This is a genomic window from Pseudoalteromonas sp. AOP31-A2-14, from assembly GCF_052378035.1.
Taxonomy (GTDB): Bacteria; Pseudomonadota; Gammaproteobacteria; order Enterobacterales; family Alteromonadaceae; genus Pseudoalteromonas.
The window spans coordinates 261,839-282,704 of the sequence record NZ_JBQSXI010000002.1 but is presented as its reverse complement, the minus strand read 5'-3'; the positions used below and the strand labels follow the sequence as shown (position 1 = coordinate 282,704).

The following is a 20,866-nucleotide window of genomic DNA, read 5'->3' as shown; positions in this document are numbered from 1 at the left end:
AATGCTCCTTTAAATTATCTCAACCGTTGAATATCCACCGGGCTTTTTAACAACATTTACTTGTGTTGCAACCCGTTCGGTCATTTGTGATACATGGGATATTACTCCTACCTTACGCCCTTGTGCTTGTAATGAGTCAAGGGCATCCATTGCTATGCTTAATGTTTCACTATCTAACGTACCAAACCCTTCATCAATAAACAAAGAGTTAATTTGTATTTTATTTGACGATAATGAAGCTAAGCCAAGTGCTAAAGCTAAAGAAACTAAAAATGACTCCCCGCCCGATAAAGTATTAACAGAACGTTGCTCATCGGCCATGTCGCGGTCAGTTATGGCAATATCAAGCGACTGTGCGATAGCGGTTAGTTCATAGCGTTTGTTCAGTATTTTTAAGTGGCTATTGGCATAATGCAGCAGTATTTTTAACGTTTGAGTTTGCGCTAAATTGCGCATGGTTTTACCTGTTGCATCGCCTAATACTTTATTAAGCACATGCCATTGCTCAACGTTTTTTTGCAAAGTAATTAACTCGGTTTGCCTACGTTGTAGTGCATGGCTGTTTTGGTTGTGCTGCTCAATCGCGGTGTTAATTTCAAGTTGTGATTTGTGTAATGCCGTTTGTTGCTCATTTAAATTAGTTAGTTGCTCACTAAGTTCTGCTTGTGTTTGTGGTGGTTTTTCGCTGCTTTGATGTTGTGCCAGTGTGTTTTGTTGTTGTTTTAAGGCGGCGTTTGCATCAACTAAAGCTTGCACTAATTGTTCATGTTGTTTTAAGTGCGCTTTAATATCGTCATGACTCAAGCTCAGTAAAATAGCGACTTGTTCATGGTTTGCATCAACATACACGGTTTTAAATTCAGCAAACCACTGGTTATAACGCGCTTCAAGTGTAGCTTGCTCTTTAGCGTTTTCAAGCAGACGTTGTTGGCAGTTTTGAAGCGTTATAGTGTGTTCGTCGCGTTGTTTTATCGCGTCATTGTAAGCTTTTTGACTTTCATAAAACTGTGTTTGGCTTTGTTCTTGCTGCGTAGCTAGCTTTGTTTGGTAGTCATCTGCACTAATTTGTTGGTTATTAAATAGCGCTAAGCGCTCACTCTGTGTGATATTTTGCTTTTGCTGTTCGTTGTTTAAGTTTTCATCTAGTTTTTTTAAACTTTGCGCTGCATTACTTATAAGTGGCGTAAGCTGATCTATCTGCTCTTCAGCAGTATTGACTTGCTTTTTAGTTTGCTCTAGCAAGTCTTTTGTTTGCTGGTACTGCTCAACCTGCTGGTTTAGAGCCGTTAGATTTAGAGTGTTATTTTGTAGTTGTTGCCAAAAATCACTATGTTCAAATTGTGAATTTAGCGCTGTGGTTAATTCGTTTACTTGTGTATTTAATTCGCTCAGTTTGATCTTCAGCTGGTTTAACTGGTTAGTTAAATCAATATGTTGGCCGTGTAGTTTTTGTTGTGCTTGTTGCTCTTCTTTTAAGGTACTTAGCAGTTGGTTTACTTTTTTTCGCAAGGTACTTTGGTGTTTTTCGGTTTCAAAATACCGTGCTTTTTTTTCACTGAGTTGTGTGTAAGTTACATCAAGCTGCTCTGGAGTTAAGTTATTCAGTTCACTGCGCGATGCTTCCATTATGTTTTTTATTTCAAGTTGCTTAGCCTTTGCTATTTCTATCGTTTGGCTATGTTGTGTGTGTTCGCCAGTTAATACTGCATATTGAGTTTGGTGCTGATGAAGCGCTTCTTGAGCATGCTCATATTGTTGTTTAGCGTTTTTAAAATCGTTTTCAAAATCACTTATTAAGTTATTTAATTGCTGATGTTGATTGTTTACAAACGGATGTTCGGTTGCCCCACAAACAGCACATGGCTCACCAGGCGCGAGTTGTGTACGTAAATGCTCAACATTCTCACTGGCTCTTAAGCGAGCTTGATTAAGGGCATACTCGCTGTGTTTGAGTGTTTGCTCACATGTTGCGAGGTCTTGTTTAAACGCTGTTTGTTTTTGCTCACTCTGGCTCATCTTTATGGCAACAGCACTTTGCTGTTGAGTGCTTTGTTTTAGCTCAACGTTAAATAGCTTATAACGCTCTCGCTGCTCTTTTAAGTAGTCAATGCTTTTAAGTTTTGTATCGCATTGCTCAATATTAAATTGGTCTTGTTGCTGGTTTAGCAAATTAAGGCTTTCTTGTTCGCTTGCGAGTGTCTGCTCACATAGTGCTAAGTCTTTATTTTTTGCCGTAAGCTGTACGGTTTGCTTTTCTAGCTCATGGGCTAAATTTTGGCTTTGCTCTGTGGTTATTTTTATTTGGTCGTTAGTGTTTAAAAACTGTTTAAAACTGTGTTGGTAGTAATTCCAATCATTCGCTAATGGCTCCAGTTGGCTTTGTTGGTTTAGCCACTGTTGATGCTGGCCAGTCATTTGTTTTGCTTCATTATGCTCAGCGTTGCTTTGCTTAAGCTTGTGCTGTAGGTGATCAAGTTCCTTTTGCTCTTTTTCACTTTGCTCAGTTATGCTTGTTATTTTTTGCGTTTGCATAGCAAGCTGACTGTCAAGCTCACGGGCTTTTGCGATAATTGGCTCAGCGCTTTGTTTTTGCTGCTTAGCTGTTAGCAAGGCGCTGCGGTGTTTTTCTAACTTATTTGTGAGGGAGTTAATTTCTGCTTCGTGATCGACACTTTTTAAAGCATTTTCTTTTGTTTTAAGTTTATTCTTTTGCGCGGCTAGGTTTTTAAAGTGATTGCGGTTATCTTTAATTTCAAGTGCGCTTTGTGCCTGCTTTGCTTGTTCACTTTGCTGTGCGATTGCTTCAAGCGCAGAGCTTGCTTGTTGTTGGTTTTGTAATGCTTTTTGTAACGCCTGCTCTAAAATATTGGCTTGTTTATACCAATTAATGCCCTGCTCTGTGGTCGTTATTGTTTTTTTAGTGTCTTCAATTTGCAGCTTTAAATCAGCAAATGCTTGAGTGTTAGCTTTCAGCTCCTCATCAGTTAGTAAGGTGTAGCTTGCTAAGCTTGCTTTGAGTAAATCTAGTTTTTCTTTTTGCTCTTTGTGACGTTCATAAATACGTTTACCAATCAGGCTAAATTTATCGGTGCCCGTAAGGCATTCTAAAAGCTGGGCACGCTCATCACCAGTGGCCTTTAAAAATGCAGAAAACTCATGCTGTGCTAATAATACGGCGCGAGAGAACTGTTCAAAGCTTAAACCTATTTTATGTTCAATTTCTTTTAAGGTGAGGCTTTTATCTGCTATTAGAGTTTCGTCAGGCAAAGTAAACAAACTGTGTTCGGCTGTTTTTAACTTACCTGTTACCTTTTTATGTGTTCTTTGTATTGAATACCGTGCACGATAGTGCTGTTTATCTTGGCCTAGGAAATCGACTTCAGCGTAGCCTTCCCACTTGCCTTTACGCAATAAGTTACGCGGATCGTTTAACTTTATACTATCACCGTTAAAGTCAATTAAATTACCTTTGTCGCCTCTAAGTCTTGCTGTTTTAGTGTACAGGGCTAAGCAGATTGCATCTAAAATTGTACTTTTACCCGCGCCGGTGTCGCCAGTTATAGCAAATAATCCTGCATTTTTTAACGGTGATTGAGTGAAGTCGATTTCTGCGTCACCAATTGAGGCTAAATTATGTATGCGTACTGCGGTTATTTTCATAGTTGTTCTTGCTCCGTCAGTTCGTTTATAACCTCGTTTAAAAGAACTTTTAATTCATCTGGTACGGTTTGTCCTGCCATATCTTTATCACTGGCAAATGCTTGCTCTAATAAATTAATTGGATTGAGCATTTCTACTTGGTTTAAATCCTCAAATAGATGAGTGTCACTTTGCGTTTGTGTGTTTTCGCGTACGCGCTCAATACCACAAAATCGTATGTTTTTGCCGTTTAGTGCTTGTTCTATTTGCTCTCTAAATGTGGTGTCAGTATCACTAGACTTAAGTTTTACCCGTAAATAAGGTGCTATTTCACTTTCTGTTGTATCTAATGCTTTAATTTGTTCACACAGCACTGATAGCGAAACACACTCGCCTTCAGGTAGTACGATGAGATCAGCTGAGCGAGGAATGTAAAGGGGGTTTACAGTTGTCTTAAGTTTATGTTTTTCATCGCAATTAATGTCAATTATATTTACTTGATGAGTGTATTTACGTTCTGAAAATGACATTGGTATGGGTGTACCGCAATATCTAATAATGTCTGACTTTGCGACTTTCTGTGCTTTATGTAAATGGCCAAGGGCAACATAATCGGCGTATTCATTAAATACATTGGCTGTTATCGCTTCTTCACCACCTATTACTAGGTTACGCTCCGAATCACTAGAAACATCTCCGCCTTTAGCATGTAAATGGCCCATTATAATTAATGGTGTTGTATCTGCTTTATTTTCTATAGCAAACTCTATGGTTTGCTTGTATGCCTGTGAAACTCCTTGTGCGTAATCTAGGCCGTTATTAGAGGTACTTAACTGGCTAACATCACTTGCACGTAAAAAAGGCATAGCGACGATATGAGCTTCAATGCTTGCGTTGTGTAATTTGATGACAACATCATTTGGGTTTTGTGCATCAAAGCGCCCCACTACATCAGTATCAAACTGAGCAAGTAGCGGCTGAGCAGCCATAATTCGATTGGCTGAATCGTGATTACCCGCAATAATAATAATGTGAAGGCCTGGGCATCGCTTTTTTGCTTTTTTAATAAATTGATAGAGCTGATTTTCTGCGCTAGCAGGTGGTGTAGCGGTGTGATAAATATCACCTGCGACTAATAATAAATCAATATTTTGAGCGTCGAGTGTGGTAATTAGCCAATCAAAAAATACCTGATGTTCTTGATTACGGGAGTGTTCGTAAAATTGTTGGCCTAAATGCCAATCGGAGGTATGTAAGACTTTCATGTGACGCTCTTAAATAATAGTTAAGAGCGTCAATATACCCAAGCTAAAGCAAGATGCAAGAGCAGGGTTTAATTCTTTAAGGAGTTAAATTATACCAAGCTACAACTATCATAGGCAAAGCAAGTAAGCCTAAAAATAAAGGTATTTTTACAGCTTTAGTCTGTTTGTTCTGTAGTACCTTTAAGGCGTTATTTTCATTGCACGCTGCTACTTTATCTATATAAAAATAGCCTGAGTTCAAATACTGTTTGCAGCTTTGCTCATTTGCAGGGATTGCAATTATTTCTTGTTGTTTTTTTAGGATGTAAAAATCCATAAGCCCACCGCATTTTAACTATATTTAGTGAAGGTAAAAACAACGCTTTTTACCCCCTGAATTTAAAAAGTGGGCGATTTTAAATATAAATGTAGGTAAAGATCAACAAAAAAATGCACTAAATTTAATTTAATGACAAAAACGTAATTATTATTGCCAAAAGCGCAAAAGTACTGCATAAAACAAGCCATTTTTTATGTTTTTTTAAACGCGTTGGAGAACGTGCTAAAGCATCCTCTTTATCACTTGCGGCTATAACTTCAACGAATTTGAATCCCTTACTTTTATAGTCTTCGAGGAGTTCCTCCTCGGCTGGGATTGCAGCAATTCGAGACGCTTTTTTTATAATATAAAACTTCATCTAATCACCTTAAATATCTATTAATATAAACACTTTAGTTAAAATGCATGAATTAGGACTGAATTGATAAGTTTAAGTTTATTTTAGCTTTGCCGTAAACCCCCTTTACAGATTATTACCCGCATTTTAATTATTCTATTTTTAATACGTTTGGTTGTTTATAAATTGGCCTTGTAAAATACGCTGTTTGTCGCGATTCGTTTGTATATATAGACTAAATTTGGCACATTATCGATAAGCTAAATAAATAAGGTTTATCATGAAAAGAGCAGTTGTAACGCTAGGTGCCGTTTTACTACCGATAGCATTATCAAGTAATGTTATGGCATCGTCTGTCGAACAAACAAAAGGCAGTTATGTTGACAAGTTTCGTCAACTTGACGAAGCACTAGCCACTCCTAACGTTTATCGCAGTGCAGCAGGTGAGCCCGGCGAGAAATACTGGCAGCAAAAAGTTAACTACGATATAGATGTAAAACTAGATGAGAAAAAGCGTCGTTTAACAGCTAGCCAAACTATCGAGTATAAAAATAACTCACCGCATACATTAAAATACTTATGGCTACAGTTAGACCAAAATGTTTTTAAAAGCGATTCAATTGCAGAGCGCACTGAAACGTTTAATGGTAAAGCCTTACAAGGCAACCCTGATCCTAAACCGACTAAGTTGAGCCTAGGACAATTACGTCGTCAACAGTTTATGAGTGACAATGAACTTGGCTTTACGGTTGCTAATATTAAAGATGACAATGGTAATGAGCTTCGTGCAACTGTTGTTGATACCTTAATGCGCATTGATCTTAATGAGCCATTAAAACCGGGTAAAGATGTTGAGTTCAGTATGGACTTTGCGTTTAATATTGTTGAAGAAGATGCCGTTGGTGCACGCTCTGGTTATGAACATTTTGAAGAAGACGGTAATGACATATTCTTGATCGCTCAGTGGTTTCCTCGTTTAGCTGCTTATACAGATTACGAAGCATGGACAAACAAAACATTCTTAGGTAGTGGGGAGTTTACCCTTGAGTTTGGTGACTACGATGTTGAAATTACCGTACCTGCGGATCACATTGTATCGGCTACCGGTAAGCTTGATAATGCAAGCTCTGTATTAACGCGTACTCAGCGAAATCGCTTAGAAGAAGCCGAAGACGCAAAACGCCCTGTTTTTATTGTCACAGAAGAAGAAGCGCTTGAGAACGAAAAAGAAGGCACTGACAAAACTAAAACATGGCATTTCAAAGCTGAAAATGTTCGTGACTTTGCTTGGGCTTCATCACGTAAATTTATGTGGGATGCTAAAGGTTACCACCAAGGTGGAGATGAACAGCCTCTCGTGATGGGGATGTCATTTTTCCCTAAAGAAGGTGGCGACTTATGGAAAAAATATTCAACTGAAGCGGTTATCCATACCATGGAAGTTTACTCACGTTATTCTTTTGATTACCCATATCCAGTAGCACAGTCAGTAAATGGCCCTGTAGGTGGTATGGAGTACCCGATGATCACGTTTAATGGTCCACGTACTAAGTTACAAGATGACGGCTCTCGTACTTACTCTCAGGCTGAAAAACGCTTCTTGATTGGTGTGGTCATACACGAAGTCGGACATATTTATTTCCCGATGATTGTTAACTCAGATGAGCGCCAATGGACGTGGATGGATGAAGGCTTAAACAGCTTTTTAGACGGTGTTGCAGGACGTGAGTGGGATCATACGATTCCATGGGGGGTTGAGCCTCGCGATATCGTGGCTTATATGAAATCGGAAAACCAAGTACCGGTAATGACCCAGTCAGACAGTGTTCTTCGCCTTGGTCCAAATGCTTACACTAAGCCTGCTGCAGCCCTGAACATTTTACGTGAAGTGATTTTAGGTCGTGACTTATTTGATTTTGCTTTTAAAGAATATGCCCAGCGCTGGAAGTATAAGCGCCCTACCCCGGCTGATTTTTTTCGCACCATGGAAGAAGCTTCAGGTGTTGATTTAGATTGGTTTTGGCGTGGCTGGTTTTATACTACAGACCATGTAGATATCTCGCTTGATAAGGTTTATCAACTGCGTTTAGATACTAAGAACCCAGATATAGACTTTAACCGTTTACGTGATATCGAAGCTGATAAACCGATGCCATTGTTTGTTGAGCGCAATAAAGCAGAAGGTAAAAAAGAATGGGTTGAAAGAAACCCCGATGTAAATGATTTCTACGACGAAAACGACCGCTTTACCGTTACTAATAAAGAACGTAATGCTTATAACAAGTTTTTAAAAGGGTTAGAGCCGTGGGAGCGTAAAACCTTTGAGCGTGCTATTGAGGAAGACAAAAACTACTATGTGCTTGAGTTTTCAAACTTAGGCGGTTTGGTAATGCCTATCTTACTTGAACTGACTTATGAAGATGGTAGCAAAGAAGAACGCTACATTCCTGCTGAAATTTGGCGCCGTAATCATAAGCATGTTCAAAAGCTTATTATTACAGATAAAAATAAGCCTCTTGTTTCAGTAACGGTAGATCCTCGCTGGGAAACGGCTGATGTAGATGTTGAAAATAACAACTACCCACGTCGTATTGTCCCTTCACGTATTGAAGTGTACAAAAAAGAGAAAAGTAAATCTAAAGTTAGCCGCGATATTATGCAAGATATTAAAGCCGAGCTTAAAAACGATGATGAAGACGAAACAGAGAAACAGCAATAATGCGCTTTATGCTCATTATGGTTGTTTTAATGCTTGCTGCGCCTGCAATGGCACATCAATTAAAAGCTTCAGTAACCACTGTTTTATTTAATCAACGTACTCATAATATAGAGTTGATGCATCGCTTTTACTTGCACGATACTGAGCATGCTGTTGAACATTTGTTTCCTGGTAATGCTGATATTTTAAGTGATGAAGCCGACCAACAGCGCTTTGCAGACTATGTGGCATCCCATGTGGCACTGCAAACGCTTGCGGGGGAACCTTTAACACTTACGGACGTAGGTGCTCAAATAGATGGTAAGTTCTTTTGGGTTTACCAAGAAGCACCTATACCAAATAATATTAAAGGTATTCGTATGAGTAATGGCTCATTGCGAGATCTTTGGCCTAGCCAAGTCAATATGGTTAATGTTGAAGGTAAAGGCAAAGTAAAAACATTGCAGTTTACCAATAATGAAAAGTGGCTTGAAGCCATATTTGAGCCTAAAGAACCCCAAGAAAATTAATATTTTTTCAATCCCAACCCCACGCGCACAGCAGTTATGTGCGCGTTTTAATAATGATCTTTTGTTTACCAGTTCACGTAAACTATCTTAATAGTATCGCTTTTAATTTAAAAGCGAGTGTCAGTTTTTACTATTAATTTAACAGTCATATATGGCTGTTAAATTAATGACTGTTTGCATGGAACTGATATTTACCCTCATATTCAAGGATTGGTATGAACGCCTTAGATAACAAAATCTCAGGAATTATATTTGATTTAGATGGTACTTTGGTATCATCTGAGCTCGATTTTTCACTTATAAAAGCCCAAATTGGTTGTCCTATCCAGGACGATTTACTCACCTTTATTGATAACCTTCCTTCTCCTTATATGCGCGAAGAGGCACTCGATATTGTGCATCAACACGAACTTATCGATGCCCAGTATGCGACTTTAATGCCTGGAGTTGCAGAAGCTATTGATAAATTAAAGATCCAAGGTGTGCCGATGGCTATCGTGACCCGCAATTATAGTCGTGCTGCAGCGCTGAAATTAAAAAATAATCCTCTACCGATACAAACGGTACTAACCCGAAGTGACGCACCCGCTAAGCCAAATCCTAGCGCGCTTAATGCAATTGCAACACTTTGGGAAATAAAGCAACAATATTTACTCTACGTCGGCGATTACCTTTACGATATTCAAGCGGCACATAATGCCAATATGCGCGCCTGCTTATATACTCCTAAAGAGATACCTATTTATGTTGACCAAGCGGACTATTATTAAGCGACAATTACGGTGGCCGGTCTAGCGACAATTATCTTGGCCGGTTGATCTGATAAGGTTCGGTACAGCAGAACGGAGGAGTTCACTGTGCCGGGAACACGAATCACTGATCAGCAGGTCACTATTTATATGAAACATAGAAAACGTAATAGCCAAGTTATCGCGGCTGCGAAAGCAGGTATTTCAGAACGTTCAGCAAGGCGCATTGATAAACTGGATGAGCAGCCATTGTCTAATAAACGCCAATGGCGAACGCGTATAGATCCACTTGAGTCTATCTGGGACAGTATTGTTGTCCCTCTACTTCAAGGTGATGCAACGTTAACTCCGGTGGGAATTTTTGATCACCTTTGCGAGTTTCACACCGACAAATTTAACCCTAGCTCACGGCGTACATTAGAGCGTCGAATTCATAAATGGCGGGCACTGTATGGCTCAAGTAAAGAGGTCGTATTCCTGCAAACACACGAGTATGGCCTATTAGGTATGTGTGATTTTACACATGTGAAGTCACCCGTTACCATTGCTAGTGAACCCTTAAAGCATATGTTGTTTCATTATCGTATGCCCGCCAGTGGCTGGGCTTACGCCCAAGTGATCTACGGCGGTGAAAGCTTTGCTGCTTTTTCTGATGGCGTGCAAAACGCATTTAAAGCAGCCGGCGGTGTGCCTAAAGAAGTGCGTACAGACAGTCTGAGTGCCGCCTATCGTAATCACACTAATGATAACGATTTTACAGAGCGCTTTAATGAATTAGTCACCCATTATGGCTTTAAAGCGACCCGCAATAACCGCGGTATTGCGCATGAAAATGGGGCTATTGAGAGCCCTCATGGGCATCTTAAATCGCAACTGGAGCAAGCATTAAAAATCCGTGGTAGTTATGACTTTCAGACAAGAGAAGTCTATGAATCGTTTGTTGCCGACATTGTAGCTCGCCGTAATCGCCGTGTAAGTGATAAATACGCAGTAGAGCAGCGACAATTACATGCTTTACCACGGACGATGAGCGTCAATTACACCGAGCATTATCTAACGGTGTCACGTACGAGTACTATTTCATTGAAACGTGTTACCTATAGCGTCCCGTCACGCCTTATTGGTAGCCGATTACTGGTTCGTTTATATGACAACCGTTTAGAGCTGCACTATGGCAGCGATTTAGTTCAAACGTTAGCGCGTGTCTATGCTTCTAAAGGATGCCGTGCACGTAATATTAGTTACTTGCATGTTATTGACGCACTGGTTAAAAAACCATTGGCATTTCGCTACTCACAACTACGTGACGACTTACTTCCAAGCGACAATTACAAAGCTATTTGGGAATACGTTAATGCCCACCTTTTAGCGGATGAAGCGAGCTATTACATGGTAAAACTGCTCCATTTAGCAAAACAAAGTGGGTGCGAACGTCAATTAGGACGATTTGTAGCAGCGTCAATTACTCAGCGACAATTACCGGCCATCCGAGAATGTGAAGCGCAATTTTTAGTGATTGCATCAAACATACCCACAATAACAATAAAGCAACACAGCTTGAGCGCTTATAGCAGCATGATACCGGGAGGTCTACATGGATAACTTCACGGCCTCGTTACCTTTAATGCTGAAACAATTAAAGCTTAGCACCATGCTTCAACAGTGGAATACCCTGGGCAAAAAAGCGATAGAAGAACAATGGAGCCCACAGCAATACTTATCTGAGCTGTGCCATATTGAACTTGCGACACGCGATGATAAACGCCTTCAGCGGCTTTTAAAAGATGCAAAATTGCCCGTGGGTAAACACCTTAGCAGCTTCGACTTTACCCTTGTTGATGGGGTTAGTAAGCCCCTTGTTGCTGATTTAATAAATCAGCCGGATTGGTTGAAGCACGGTGGCAATATATTGCTATTTGGCGCCAGTGGTCTTGGTAAAACGCATATCGCCAGTAGTATCGGTTATGGCCTTATCGAGCAGGGCCATAAAGTTAAGTTTGTTGCCGCGTCAGCGATTGTTCAACAACTCCAGCAAGCAAAGCGACATTTACGCTTGCAAGACGAACTTGTAAAGCTCGATAAATACAGCTTATTAATCGTTGATGACGTTGGTTACGTACGAAAAACGGAACAGGAAACGAGCGTGCTGTTTGAATTGATAGCCCATCGCTATGAGCGACACAGCATGATCATCACATCAAACAAATCATTCGAACAATGGGATGAACTATTTGATGATTCAACGATGACTGTAGCGGCAATAGATCGCTTGGTTCATCATGCAACGATTATTCATTGCGAAGGTGAAAGTTACCGACGCAAAACAGCGCTCAATAAGAGCAAATAAAATTCGGTGTCAACCGGCCAAGATAATTGACGCGGAACCGGCCAAGTTAATTGACGCTAGATACGGACTATATAATTAGCCACTTTAGTGAATTACCAAAACTGGTAAAAGAGGTTGATAAAAAGACTTTTATTGTATCGAGATGATTATAATGCGACTAGATCCTATGTTATGTTAAATTGACCTTTACTTTATTTAACCGATAATTAGTTAAGTACTTTTTAATTTTACTTTTCGTTGTATATAACTACTAGCTCAATGTAGTGTGAGTTGTTAAAATAAGACAATATAAAGCAAAGTATACAGTCGAGGCACAAAATGGGCAGAGCATTTGAAGTCCGTAAAAGCTCTATGGCTAAAACAGCCAACGCAAAAACCAAAGTAAATTCTAAATATGGTAAAGAAATTTACGTTGCAGCTAAAAATGGCGAACCTGATCCAGAAGTAAATCAATCACTAAAACGTTTAATTGAACGTGCAAAGCGCGACCAAGTACCAGCTCATGTGATCGAAAAAGCTATTGAAAAAGCTGCAGGTGGTGCGGGTGAAGACTATTCAACAGCGCGTTATGAAGGATATGGTCCGGGTAATTGTATGGTGATTGTTGATTGTTTAACCGATAACCCAAATCGTACAATCAAAGATGTACGTTTACCGTTTACTAAAACCGACTCTAAAATTGGTACTCCAGGTTGTGTTGCTCACATGTTTGATCATTTCGCGGTGCTAGGTTTTAGCGGCAATGATGATGAAGTTGTGCTCGAAGCGTTAATGATGGCTGATGTAGATGTCACTGACGTAGAGGTAGAAGACGGTAAAGTGTCTGTTTTCGCGCCGCATACAGAGTATTACAAAGCTAAAAAAGCCCTTGAGGAAGCGTTTGACGGAATTAACTTCGAAGTTGATGAAATCACGTTTGTGCCACAAGTACATGTTGAAATAACGGATGAAGATGACATTGCTAACTTCGATAAGTTTATCAATATGCTAGAAGATTGTGATGATGTGCAAAGCGTTTATCACAATGCCACGGTGGTGAATTAGAGTCAGCCAGCGAAAGAAGCTAGAAAGACTCAAAATGAAGTGATAAGCAAAGCAGCAACCTAGGCGTTAATTTATTGGATAATGTGCGATGTGCTCTAACTCAATGAAACAGACGTCTAGGGCATAAAAAAAGCCAGCACAACGGCAGGCTTTTTGACACTAACAGACTTTATCGTGTTAACTTATTTCATTGCTTTATACTTTATTCGAAAGGCATGCAATAATGGTTCTGTATAGCCACTGGGTTGTTTAACTCCTTCTAAAACAAGGGCTAATGCAGCTTGAAAAGCAATGCTTTGACTCAGTGTTTGTGTTGAGCTTGCCATATTATTATAGTTAACATCGCCTTCATTTTGGCTGTCTACTACTTTTGCCATTCTTGCCATGGTCGTGCGTATTTGCTCTTCATTACAAATACCATGATGCAGCCAATTAGCCATATGCTGACTTGATATACGCAGCGTTGCTCTATCCTCCATTAATCCTATATGGTTTATATCAGGTACTTTTGAGCAACCAATGCCTTGGTCAATCCAGCGTACTACGTAACCTAAAATACCTTGTGCGTTGTTATCTAATTCAGTCTGAATATCTTCTTTTGATAAGTGACTAGGATCTGACATCATCGGTGGGGTTAATAAGCTAGTTAAGCTTGCTATTTTACGCGTTACTAGGCTTTGTTGACATTGAAAAACATCAATATCATGGTAGTGCATAACGTGTAATGTAGCGGCTGTAGGGGAGGGGACCCATGCGGTATTGGCACCACTTTTAGGGTGTGCTATTTTTTGCTGCATCATTAAGGCCATTTTATCAGGCATTGGCCACATCCCTTTGCCAATCTGGGCGCGACCGCTTAAGCCGGTAGTAAGGCCAATATCAACGTTTCGGTCTTCGTAGGCTGCAATCCAAGGCTGATTTTTAATTTCTGCTTTAGGTAACACCACGCCTGCTTGCATTGAGGTATGAATCTCATCGCCGGTGCGGTCTAAAAATCCGGTATTAATAAAAACCACACGTTTTTTAGCTTCGTAAATACAGGCTTTTAAATTAGCAGAAGTTCGGCGTTCTTCATCCATGATACCTATTTTTATCGTATTTTCACTCAGGCCTAGCACCTGCTCAACCCGGCTAAACAAGGTATTTGTAAAAGCCACTTCTGCTGGACCGTGCATTTTGGGTTTTACAATATTAATGCTGTTCGTTGTTGAGTTTTTGATTGCCTTTTGGGTTTTTAAGTCGTGTAACGCAGCGGTTGATGTGAGCATGGCATCCATAATGCCCTCATAAACATCTCTGCCTTGGCTATCTTTAATCGCAGAGGTAGTCATCAGGTGACCTACATTGCGCACAAACATCATACTACGACCTTTTAGAGTAATAGTTTGACCATCGACCCCTTGATAGCTTCTATCGCTTGCTAAGCTACGTTCTACGGTTTTCCCCCCTTTATTAAACTGTTCCACAAGGTTTGCTTTCATCAAGCCAAGCCAGTTTTTATAAACGCCAACCTTATCTTCGGCGTCGACGGCGGCAACAGAGTCTTCACAGTCCATAATGGTGGTAAGCGCAGATTCGAGTATCACATCTTTTAGACCTGCTTTGTCTGCTTGACCAACGTGGTGGTGGTGATCAATTTGTAGCTCTATATGTAAGCCATTATTTTTTAAAATAATAGCGCTTGGATTTTGTGCTTCTCCTTGAAAACCAACGAGTTGTTGTGGGTTTGCTAATCGTGCCTGGCTGCTATCTCGTAGGGTGATCAGTAGTTGGTTATCGACAATTGAATAGTTAGTGCTTTCACTGTGTGAACCACTTGCCAATGGCAGAGCTTTATCTAAAAATTGCCTAGCGTAGGTCATTACTTTAAAACCGCGCACCGGATTGTACTGTGAGCCTTTCTCTGCACCGTCTTCTTCACTAAGTACATCAGTTCCATAGAGTGCATCATATAACGAGCCCCAGCGTGCATTAGCCGCGTTTAGCGCAAAGCGGGCATTACTTACCGGCACAACAAGTTGCGGCCCTGCTAATAAAGCTATTTCAGGCTCTACATTGTCAGTTTCAATACTAAAGTCATCAGGCTCAGGCACTAAGTAACCAATATCACTTAAAAAATCCTGATAATGCGTTGCATCGAGCTTTGTGTGCTGTTGATGGTAGGCATCAATTTGCGTTTGAAGGTGTTCACGCTTTTCTAGCAGCGCTTTATTTATTGGTGTTAGATCATTAATTATATTAGCGAAACCCTGCCAAAAACAGTGGTTAGAAATACCCGTGTCGGGTAAAAGTTGGTGTTCGACAAAGTCAGCAAGCTGCTTATTTACGGTCAACCCATAGAGTGAGAGTGAAGTCATAATACTTGGTTCCTTTAAACGGTTTTTTGGCTGTTCGATTGTTTGTAATACAACCATATCGTAAAAAAGCACATAAAGGAGCCTTTTACGTATTCACAAAATCAATTGCCGCAATAATAACTATAAATTTACTAAATTATTATAATCGGCCTACTGTTTAATTAAGCGCTAACACAGGAAGCTGTTTTAGCCACTCTCATAAATGTATAAATAAACAACAGCCGTTCAAAGGACTTTTTATTATGACAACATATCAACGTGAAACTGATAACCTCGCAACACTTTGTCAAACTCAAGGTAAAACTTGGCAGTCAATTAACCCTGAGTACGCAAGCCGTATGCGTTTACAAAATCGTTTTCGTACCGGGCTTGATATAGCGCAGTACACCGCTGATATTATGCGCACAGATATGGCCGCATATGATGCTGATACTAGCCAGTACACACAGTCGTTAGGTTGTTGGCATGGATTTACTGCCCAGCAGATGATGATGGCTATAAAACGTCATCAAAAAACGACTAAACGCAGTTATGTATACTTAAGCGGCTGGATGGTGGCTGCTCTTCGCTCTGAATTTGGTCCACTACCTGATCAAAGTATGCATGAAAAAACCTCAGTGCCGGCGTTAATTGAAGAGATTTATACCTTCTTAAAACAAGCTGATGCACGAGAGCTCGATCATCTGTATAAAGAACTAGATAACGCTAAAGTAAGTGGCGATGATGTGCAGCCTATCGTAAATAAAATCGATAACTTCGAAAGCCATGTCGTGCCCATCATTGCAGATATTGATGCAGGATTTGGTAACGAAGAGGCTACTTATTTATTAGCTAAAAAAATGATTGAGGCGGGTGCCTGCGCTATTCAAATCGAAAACCAAGTATCTGACGCTAAGCAATGCGGCCATCAAGCCGGTAAAGTAACTGTGCCACATGAAGACTTTTTAGCAAAAATTAACGCGGTGCGTTATGCATTTTTAGAGTTAGGCATTGAGAATGGCGTTATTGTAGCGCGTACAGACTCATTAGGTGCAAGCCTCACGCAAAAAGTGCCAGTATCTAAAACGCCCGGCGACCTTGCTAGTCAATATAATGCCTTTTTAGAAACCACATCAATCAATGGTGTTGATGATTTAAATGAAGGTGATACGGCAATGAAGCTTAACGGCAAGCTATGTAAGCCAACACGCCTTGATAACGGCCTATTTCAATTCCGTGAAGGTACCGAAAAAGACCGTGTAGTACTTGATTGTATTACTAGTTTGCAGTCAGGCGCTGATTTATTGTGGATTGAAACTGAAAAACCACACGTTAAACAAATAGCTGAATTAGTTAACCGTGTTAAAGAGCAAGTGCCCGATGCAAAACTAGTTTATAACAATTCACCGTCATTTAACTGGACACTTAAGTTCCGTGAGCAGGTATACAAAGAATGGTTAGATGAAGGTAAAGATTTATCTGCTTACCCAAGTATCGATGATAATAAAGCGTTGATGGCACCCGAAATGGATAATACTGAATTGGCACAAGCAGCCGATGTGTTAGTACAAAACTTCCAACGCGATGGCGCACGTGAAGCAGGGATTTTCCATCATTTAATTACTTTACCAACGTACCATACAGCCGCGTTAAGTACTGATATTCTATCAGAAGGCTACTTCGGCGACTTAGGAATGCTAGCTTATGTACGTGATGTACAGCGCCAAGAAATTCGTCGTGAGCAAGCGTCAGTGAAGCACCAAGATCTAGCGGGCTCTAATATGGGTGATACGCATAAAGAGTACTTCTCAGGTGAAAATGCGCTTAAAGCCGGTGGTGAAGCCAACACCATGAATCAGTTTTAAGTAAATCATTATTCCTACTCAACAATGTTACAAGGGCCGCAAGGCCCTTTTTTGATTTATATTAAAGTACAAAATACTTACGTGCAGTTACCCGTTAACTGCAAACTAACTTGCTAATTCAGATCACTATTTAACTAGCCTTGGATCAGAATTTAACTAGCTCATAGTTTAAAGGCTTTTTTGGATCAGAGTTTTATCAAGGTAGGCTTTATTTATACTTTTTTGCTGTTTTAGGCTTTGCTTGACGCTTTTTTGAAAATAAAAATGAGAATTTACAGTTAAAAAGCCATTTTTTTGGTATTACACGAAAATATAAACCGATTTTTTACCAACTCGGACTCATAACAAACCACTTTTTTACTAACTGCAATGCCATAAACAGTGACTCAAACCGATTTTTTACTAACTTAACGCCCCGAAAATGTCATAAACCGAAATTTTACTAACTCGATTTTTTACAAAGTCCGATATTTAGTTTAAGTATGTAAGGAGTTACTCACATAATCACTGTAAAGGGGGTTTACAAAAAGTTAGCGAGTGGAAAGTTAGCAAGGGGAAATTAGGCTAACTGCTCTAACTTTCTAAACTCGCTAACTGTACTTTCTCAGCTCGCTAACTCACTTCTATTTACTATGTTTATCAAACCACCATTGAATGTAAGCCACTTTAGTCATTAAATTAGAAGGCCGCTTAGTGATACCATGAGATGCGTCTGGAATACGCACCATCGCTGTATCAACTCCTTGCAGCTTGAGTGCTTGATAAAATTGTTCTGTTTCAGAGATTGGCGTACGGTAGTCAGCTTCGCCGGTTAACAGCATAGTTGGCGTTTTAACATTGCCGACATAGCTGATAGGTGAACGCTTCATATAATGCTCAATATGGTCCCATGGTTTACCTGGAAACCAGTAATCGGCAAAAAATGGATAATAATCGGCAGTTAGTACAAAGCTGATCCAATTTATTACGGGTTTGGCAACAACGGCAGCAGCAAAGCGGTCTGTATGACCGACAATCCACGCCGTTAACACTCCACCGCCTGAGCCACCGGTGACAAATAACTTAGACTCATCAATAAAGCCCTTTGCAATTAATGCATCTACACCAGTCATTAAGTCATCAAAGTCATTACTTGGGTAATTATGATGAATTGTTTGCGCAAACTCCTTACCATATGAATCACTGCCACGTGGGTTCATATAAAGTACTACATTGCCCTTGGCGGCAAACAATTGGACTTCAGGGCTAAAATGAGGGCCATAATTGGCCACTGGTCCACCATGTATCTCAAGTACTAATGGGTATTTTTTGGACTTATCAAAACCCGGTGGATATGCAACCCAACCTTGTATAGCTAAATCATCATGACTTGATTTAAGCCAAATTTCTTCAACCTTGGCTAGGTTTTTATTAGCTAATGCATCTTCATTTAATCCTAAATTCGGATAATAAGTGCAATTTCTCAGATTAGATGGCCAGCTGTTATAATTCGGCCATTTTCTCGCCAAAGGAAATTGCTTTAATGAAATATAAACAGCTGACACAAGAAGAAAGATACCAGATTTACGCGTTAATAAAAGCAGGAAATAACCAAAAGCAGATAGCTGAAGAACTAACTCGTTCACCGTCATCTATTTCTAGAGAGCTAAAACGCAATAAAGGACTTAAAGGCTATCGGCCTAACCAAGCCAATAACTTTGCTGAACAAAGACGTAAGTCATCTTTCAAAGCAAGTAAGTTAACAGAGGACGTCACTCACTGGATTAATAAATTGTTGCATGACGGACTTTCCCCTGAGCAAGTGGCAGGCCGCTTAGCTTTAGAGAAACAGGTCGTTTTACATCATGAAACAATTTATCAATATATTTACAGAGACAAGGCTCGTGGTGGCAAGCTACATAAGACACTCACTCGTGCATGTAAAAAGTATAAAAAACGCTATGGAAGCTATGATAAACGTGGACAGATAGTTAATCGAGTCAGCATTGATGAACGCCCAAGTATTGTGGATTCAAAGTCTAGGATTGGTGATTGGGAGGGCGATACAGTGATAGGTAAAGGGCGTAAAAATGCGCTTGTCACAATGGTTGAACGTAAAACGTTATATACAGTCGTTCACAGAATTGAAAGCAAGCATGCGAAAATAACAGCCGATGCGCTGATCACGTGTATGACACCATATAAAGGTAAGGTTATTACCGTGACGTTAGATAATGGAAAAGAGTTTGCTCACCATGAGCATGTTGCACAAAAATTAGAAGCTGATGTGTATTTCGCTCATCCCTATTCATCATGGGAGCGGGGCATAAATGAGAATACCAACGGCTTACTTAGACGCTTCTTCCCCAAGGGAACTGACTTTATGGCGCTAAGTGAAGCAGAGATACAGGCGGCAGTTGATAAGCTCAACCATCGGCCAAGAAAAACAAGAGGGTATAAAACCCCTCATGAATTATTTACGGGGCAATCAGAAGTTCTGGTGGCTGCATAATGATTGCACTTAATACTTGAATTCAAGAATTGAGTTAATGGTTGCGTTTTACCGCGCTTTAAAAATGCGATATCGGCAGGGCGCTGAGTATTTGCTAAGGTAAATGCCACTTCGCCATCTTCGCTCACATCAAAATCACCACCCGAATATGGGCGGCCAAATGATACGCTGCCTATGTCTTTAGTTAACAGCTTACGTTTGCCGCTACGTGGTTGATAGGCGAGAGTAGTTTGTCCTTCACTATCAAAAGCAAAGTAAAGTCCTTTTGAGTCATCAGCCCATTTTATTTGTGCAACACTGCGGTCTAAGTCGGCTGTAAGACTTTGTGTTTTATCTGTTTTTAAATCACGAATATATAATTGCGTATTTTCGTAATTGGTTTTTTTATCATCATATCCTGTGTAGGCCAAATAACGGCCATTAGGTGAAATCTGTGGTTGGCCATCTGGGCCGAGTCTATCGGTGATTTGAGTGATCTCAGCAGATTGTAAATCCAGTTTGTAGATTTCAGAGTTGGTTGGCTTAAATAAGTAATCTGCATGGCGATTTGCTGAAAAATATAAACTTGCGCCATCATGACTAAAGCTCAAGGTGCCGCCGTGATCAAAGTCTCCTGTGGTTAACTGATTGGTATTTCCGCCAGTGGCGCTAATTTCAAACAGGTGACGAAAGCCTTTTTCAGTGTAACCGCCGCCATCAGCACGGTAATACACATCATCAATATACTTTGCCGGTTCGGCCCAATCAGCACCTTTTGGTTTGCCTGGTAAAGACACGGGACTTGCGCTGGCAGCAGGCACAAACTGACTAAATACAAGTTTTTCACCATTCGGTGACCAGGTTAAATTACCCGGGCTTTGGGTCAAATTACTTATCTTGGCAACAGCCCCAGTATTCAGCCATTTTACATAAATTTGGCTACTGCCATCACGTGTTGAAATAAATGCTAAGCGCGTTTCATCTGGCGATAACACCGGTGAATAATCCATATGCACGCCAGAGGTAAGCGGTTGGAGTTGTTTTGAACTGCTACTTACCGACCAAATATTACTTACTTTACGGTCACTTTTAATATCCATGCGGTTACGAACAAAATAAACCACATCGCCATCAGCGGTCATTTCAATTTGGTTGGCATATTCAAGGTCAAATACGTTTTCTAATTGTAAGGTATTATCAGTTTGAGCCGCGACGCCACAAAAGCTCACCGTAGCTAGCAGTACAAGAGGGGAGAGTAATTTCATTT

Annotated in this window: 13 protein-coding genes and 2 pseudogenes; 8 read left to right on the top strand and 7 right to left on the bottom strand. The window is 40.2% G+C overall.

Annotated elements, in window-relative coordinates; all coding sequences use genetic code 11:
• Window positions 1–9: 9 nt before the first annotated feature.
• From ACT3S9_RS17110 to ACT3S9_RS17095, 4 genes are all read right to left on the bottom strand, one after another.
• Entirely contained in the window at window positions 10–3,660 is a 3,651-nt protein-coding gene (locus ACT3S9_RS17110; RefSeq protein WP_441993349.1) for an AAA family ATPase, read from the bottom strand.
• A complete protein-coding gene (locus ACT3S9_RS17105) occupies window positions 3,657–4,904 on the bottom strand; it encodes an exonuclease SbcCD subunit D C-terminal domain-containing protein (RefSeq protein WP_441993350.1) in 1,248 nt (415 codons plus the stop codon). The genes ACT3S9_RS17110 and ACT3S9_RS17105 overlap by 4 nt, the downstream gene beginning before the upstream one ends.
• A 76-nt stretch (window positions 4,905–4,980) precedes the next feature.
• Window positions 4,981–5,220, bottom strand: coding sequence for a hypothetical protein (locus ACT3S9_RS17100; RefSeq protein WP_441834313.1), 240 nt, complete (start codon window positions 5,218–5,220; stop codon window positions 4,981–4,983).
• A 124-nt stretch (window positions 5,221–5,344) separates the two neighbouring features.
• Window positions 5,345–5,581 (bottom strand): hypothetical protein, encoded by a 237-nt coding sequence (locus ACT3S9_RS17095; RefSeq protein WP_441993351.1) that lies wholly within the window; start codon window positions 5,579–5,581, stop codon window positions 5,345–5,347.
• Between the two features lie 259 nt (window positions 5,582–5,840).
• On the opposite strand from ACT3S9_RS17095, the gene ACT3S9_RS17090 reads away from it, so the two are divergent.
• The 6 genes from ACT3S9_RS17090 (at window position 5,841) to ACT3S9_RS17065 (ending at window position 12,928) form a co-directional block, all read left to right on the top strand.
• On the top strand, window positions 5,841–8,279 hold the full coding sequence (locus tag ACT3S9_RS17090; RefSeq protein WP_441994752.1) for a M1 family metallopeptidase: 2,439 nt from the start codon (window positions 5,841–5,843) through the stop codon (window positions 8,277–8,279).
• The gene (locus ACT3S9_RS17085; protein WP_441994753.1) at window positions 8,279–8,788 is read left to right on the top strand and encodes a DUF6702 family protein; all 510 of its coding nucleotides are present in this window, start codon (window positions 8,279–8,281) and stop codon (window positions 8,786–8,788) included. The genes ACT3S9_RS17090 and ACT3S9_RS17085 overlap by 1 nt, the downstream gene beginning before the upstream one ends.
• A 215-nt stretch (window positions 8,789–9,003) precedes the next feature.
• Entirely contained in the window at window positions 9,004–9,558 is a 555-nt protein-coding gene (locus ACT3S9_RS17080; RefSeq protein ID WP_444751138.1) for an HAD family hydrolase, read from the top strand.
• A gap of 87 nt (window positions 9,559–9,645) precedes the next feature.
• The gene (istA, locus tag ACT3S9_RS17075; protein ID WP_443490040.1) at window positions 9,646–11,139 is read left to right on the top strand and encodes an IS21 family transposase; all 1,494 of its coding nucleotides are present in this window, start codon (window positions 9,646–9,648) and stop codon (window positions 11,137–11,139) included.
• Window positions 11,132–11,884: an IS21-like element helper ATPase IstB gene (gene istB, locus ACT3S9_RS17070; RefSeq protein WP_208835222.1), complete on the top strand. Its 753-nt coding sequence runs from the start codon at window positions 11,132–11,134 to the stop codon at window positions 11,882–11,884. The genes istA and istB overlap by 8 nt, the downstream gene beginning before the upstream one ends.
• A gap of 318 nt (window positions 11,885–12,202) precedes the next feature.
• On the top strand, window positions 12,203–12,928 hold the full coding sequence (locus tag ACT3S9_RS17065) for a YebC/PmpR family DNA-binding transcriptional regulator (protein ID WP_441834308.1): 726 nt from the start codon (window positions 12,203–12,205) through the stop codon (window positions 12,926–12,928).
• 182 nt (window positions 12,929–13,110) lie between these two features.
• On the opposite strand, the gene ACT3S9_RS17060 is transcribed toward ACT3S9_RS17065, so the two are convergent.
• Complete coding sequence (locus ACT3S9_RS17060; RefSeq protein WP_441834307.1) at window positions 13,111–15,285, bottom strand: malate synthase G; 2,175 nt, start codon at window positions 15,283–15,285, stop codon at window positions 13,111–13,113.
• Between the two features lie 242 nt (window positions 15,286–15,527).
• On the opposite strand from ACT3S9_RS17060, the gene ACT3S9_RS17055 reads away from it, so the two are divergent.
• Window positions 15,528–17,129 carry an isocitrate lyase gene (locus ACT3S9_RS17055; RefSeq protein WP_441994756.1) on the top strand — a complete coding sequence of 534 codons (1,602 nt, stop codon included), beginning with the start codon at window positions 15,528–15,530 and terminating at the stop codon, window positions 17,127–17,129.
• A 623-nt stretch (window positions 17,130–17,752) separates the two neighbouring features.
• Here ACT3S9_RS17055 and ACT3S9_RS17050 read toward each other — a convergent pair.
• Window positions 17,753–18,562: pseudogene (locus tag ACT3S9_RS17050) on the bottom strand (alpha/beta hydrolase family protein); the annotation flags it as partial.
• Window positions 18,563–18,651: 89 nt separating this feature from the next.
• Between ACT3S9_RS17050 and ACT3S9_RS17045 the strand changes: the two are divergent.
• A complete protein-coding gene (locus ACT3S9_RS17045; protein WP_086959932.1) occupies window positions 18,652–19,620 on the top strand; it encodes an IS30 family transposase in 969 nt (322 codons plus the stop codon).
• Window positions 19,621–19,649: 29 nt separating this feature from the next.
• Here the strand turns inward: ACT3S9_RS17045 and ACT3S9_RS17040 are convergent.
• Window positions 19,650–20,864: pseudogene (locus ACT3S9_RS17040) on the bottom strand (TolB family protein); the annotation flags it as partial.
• Window positions 20,865–20,866 lie beyond the last annotated feature (2 nt).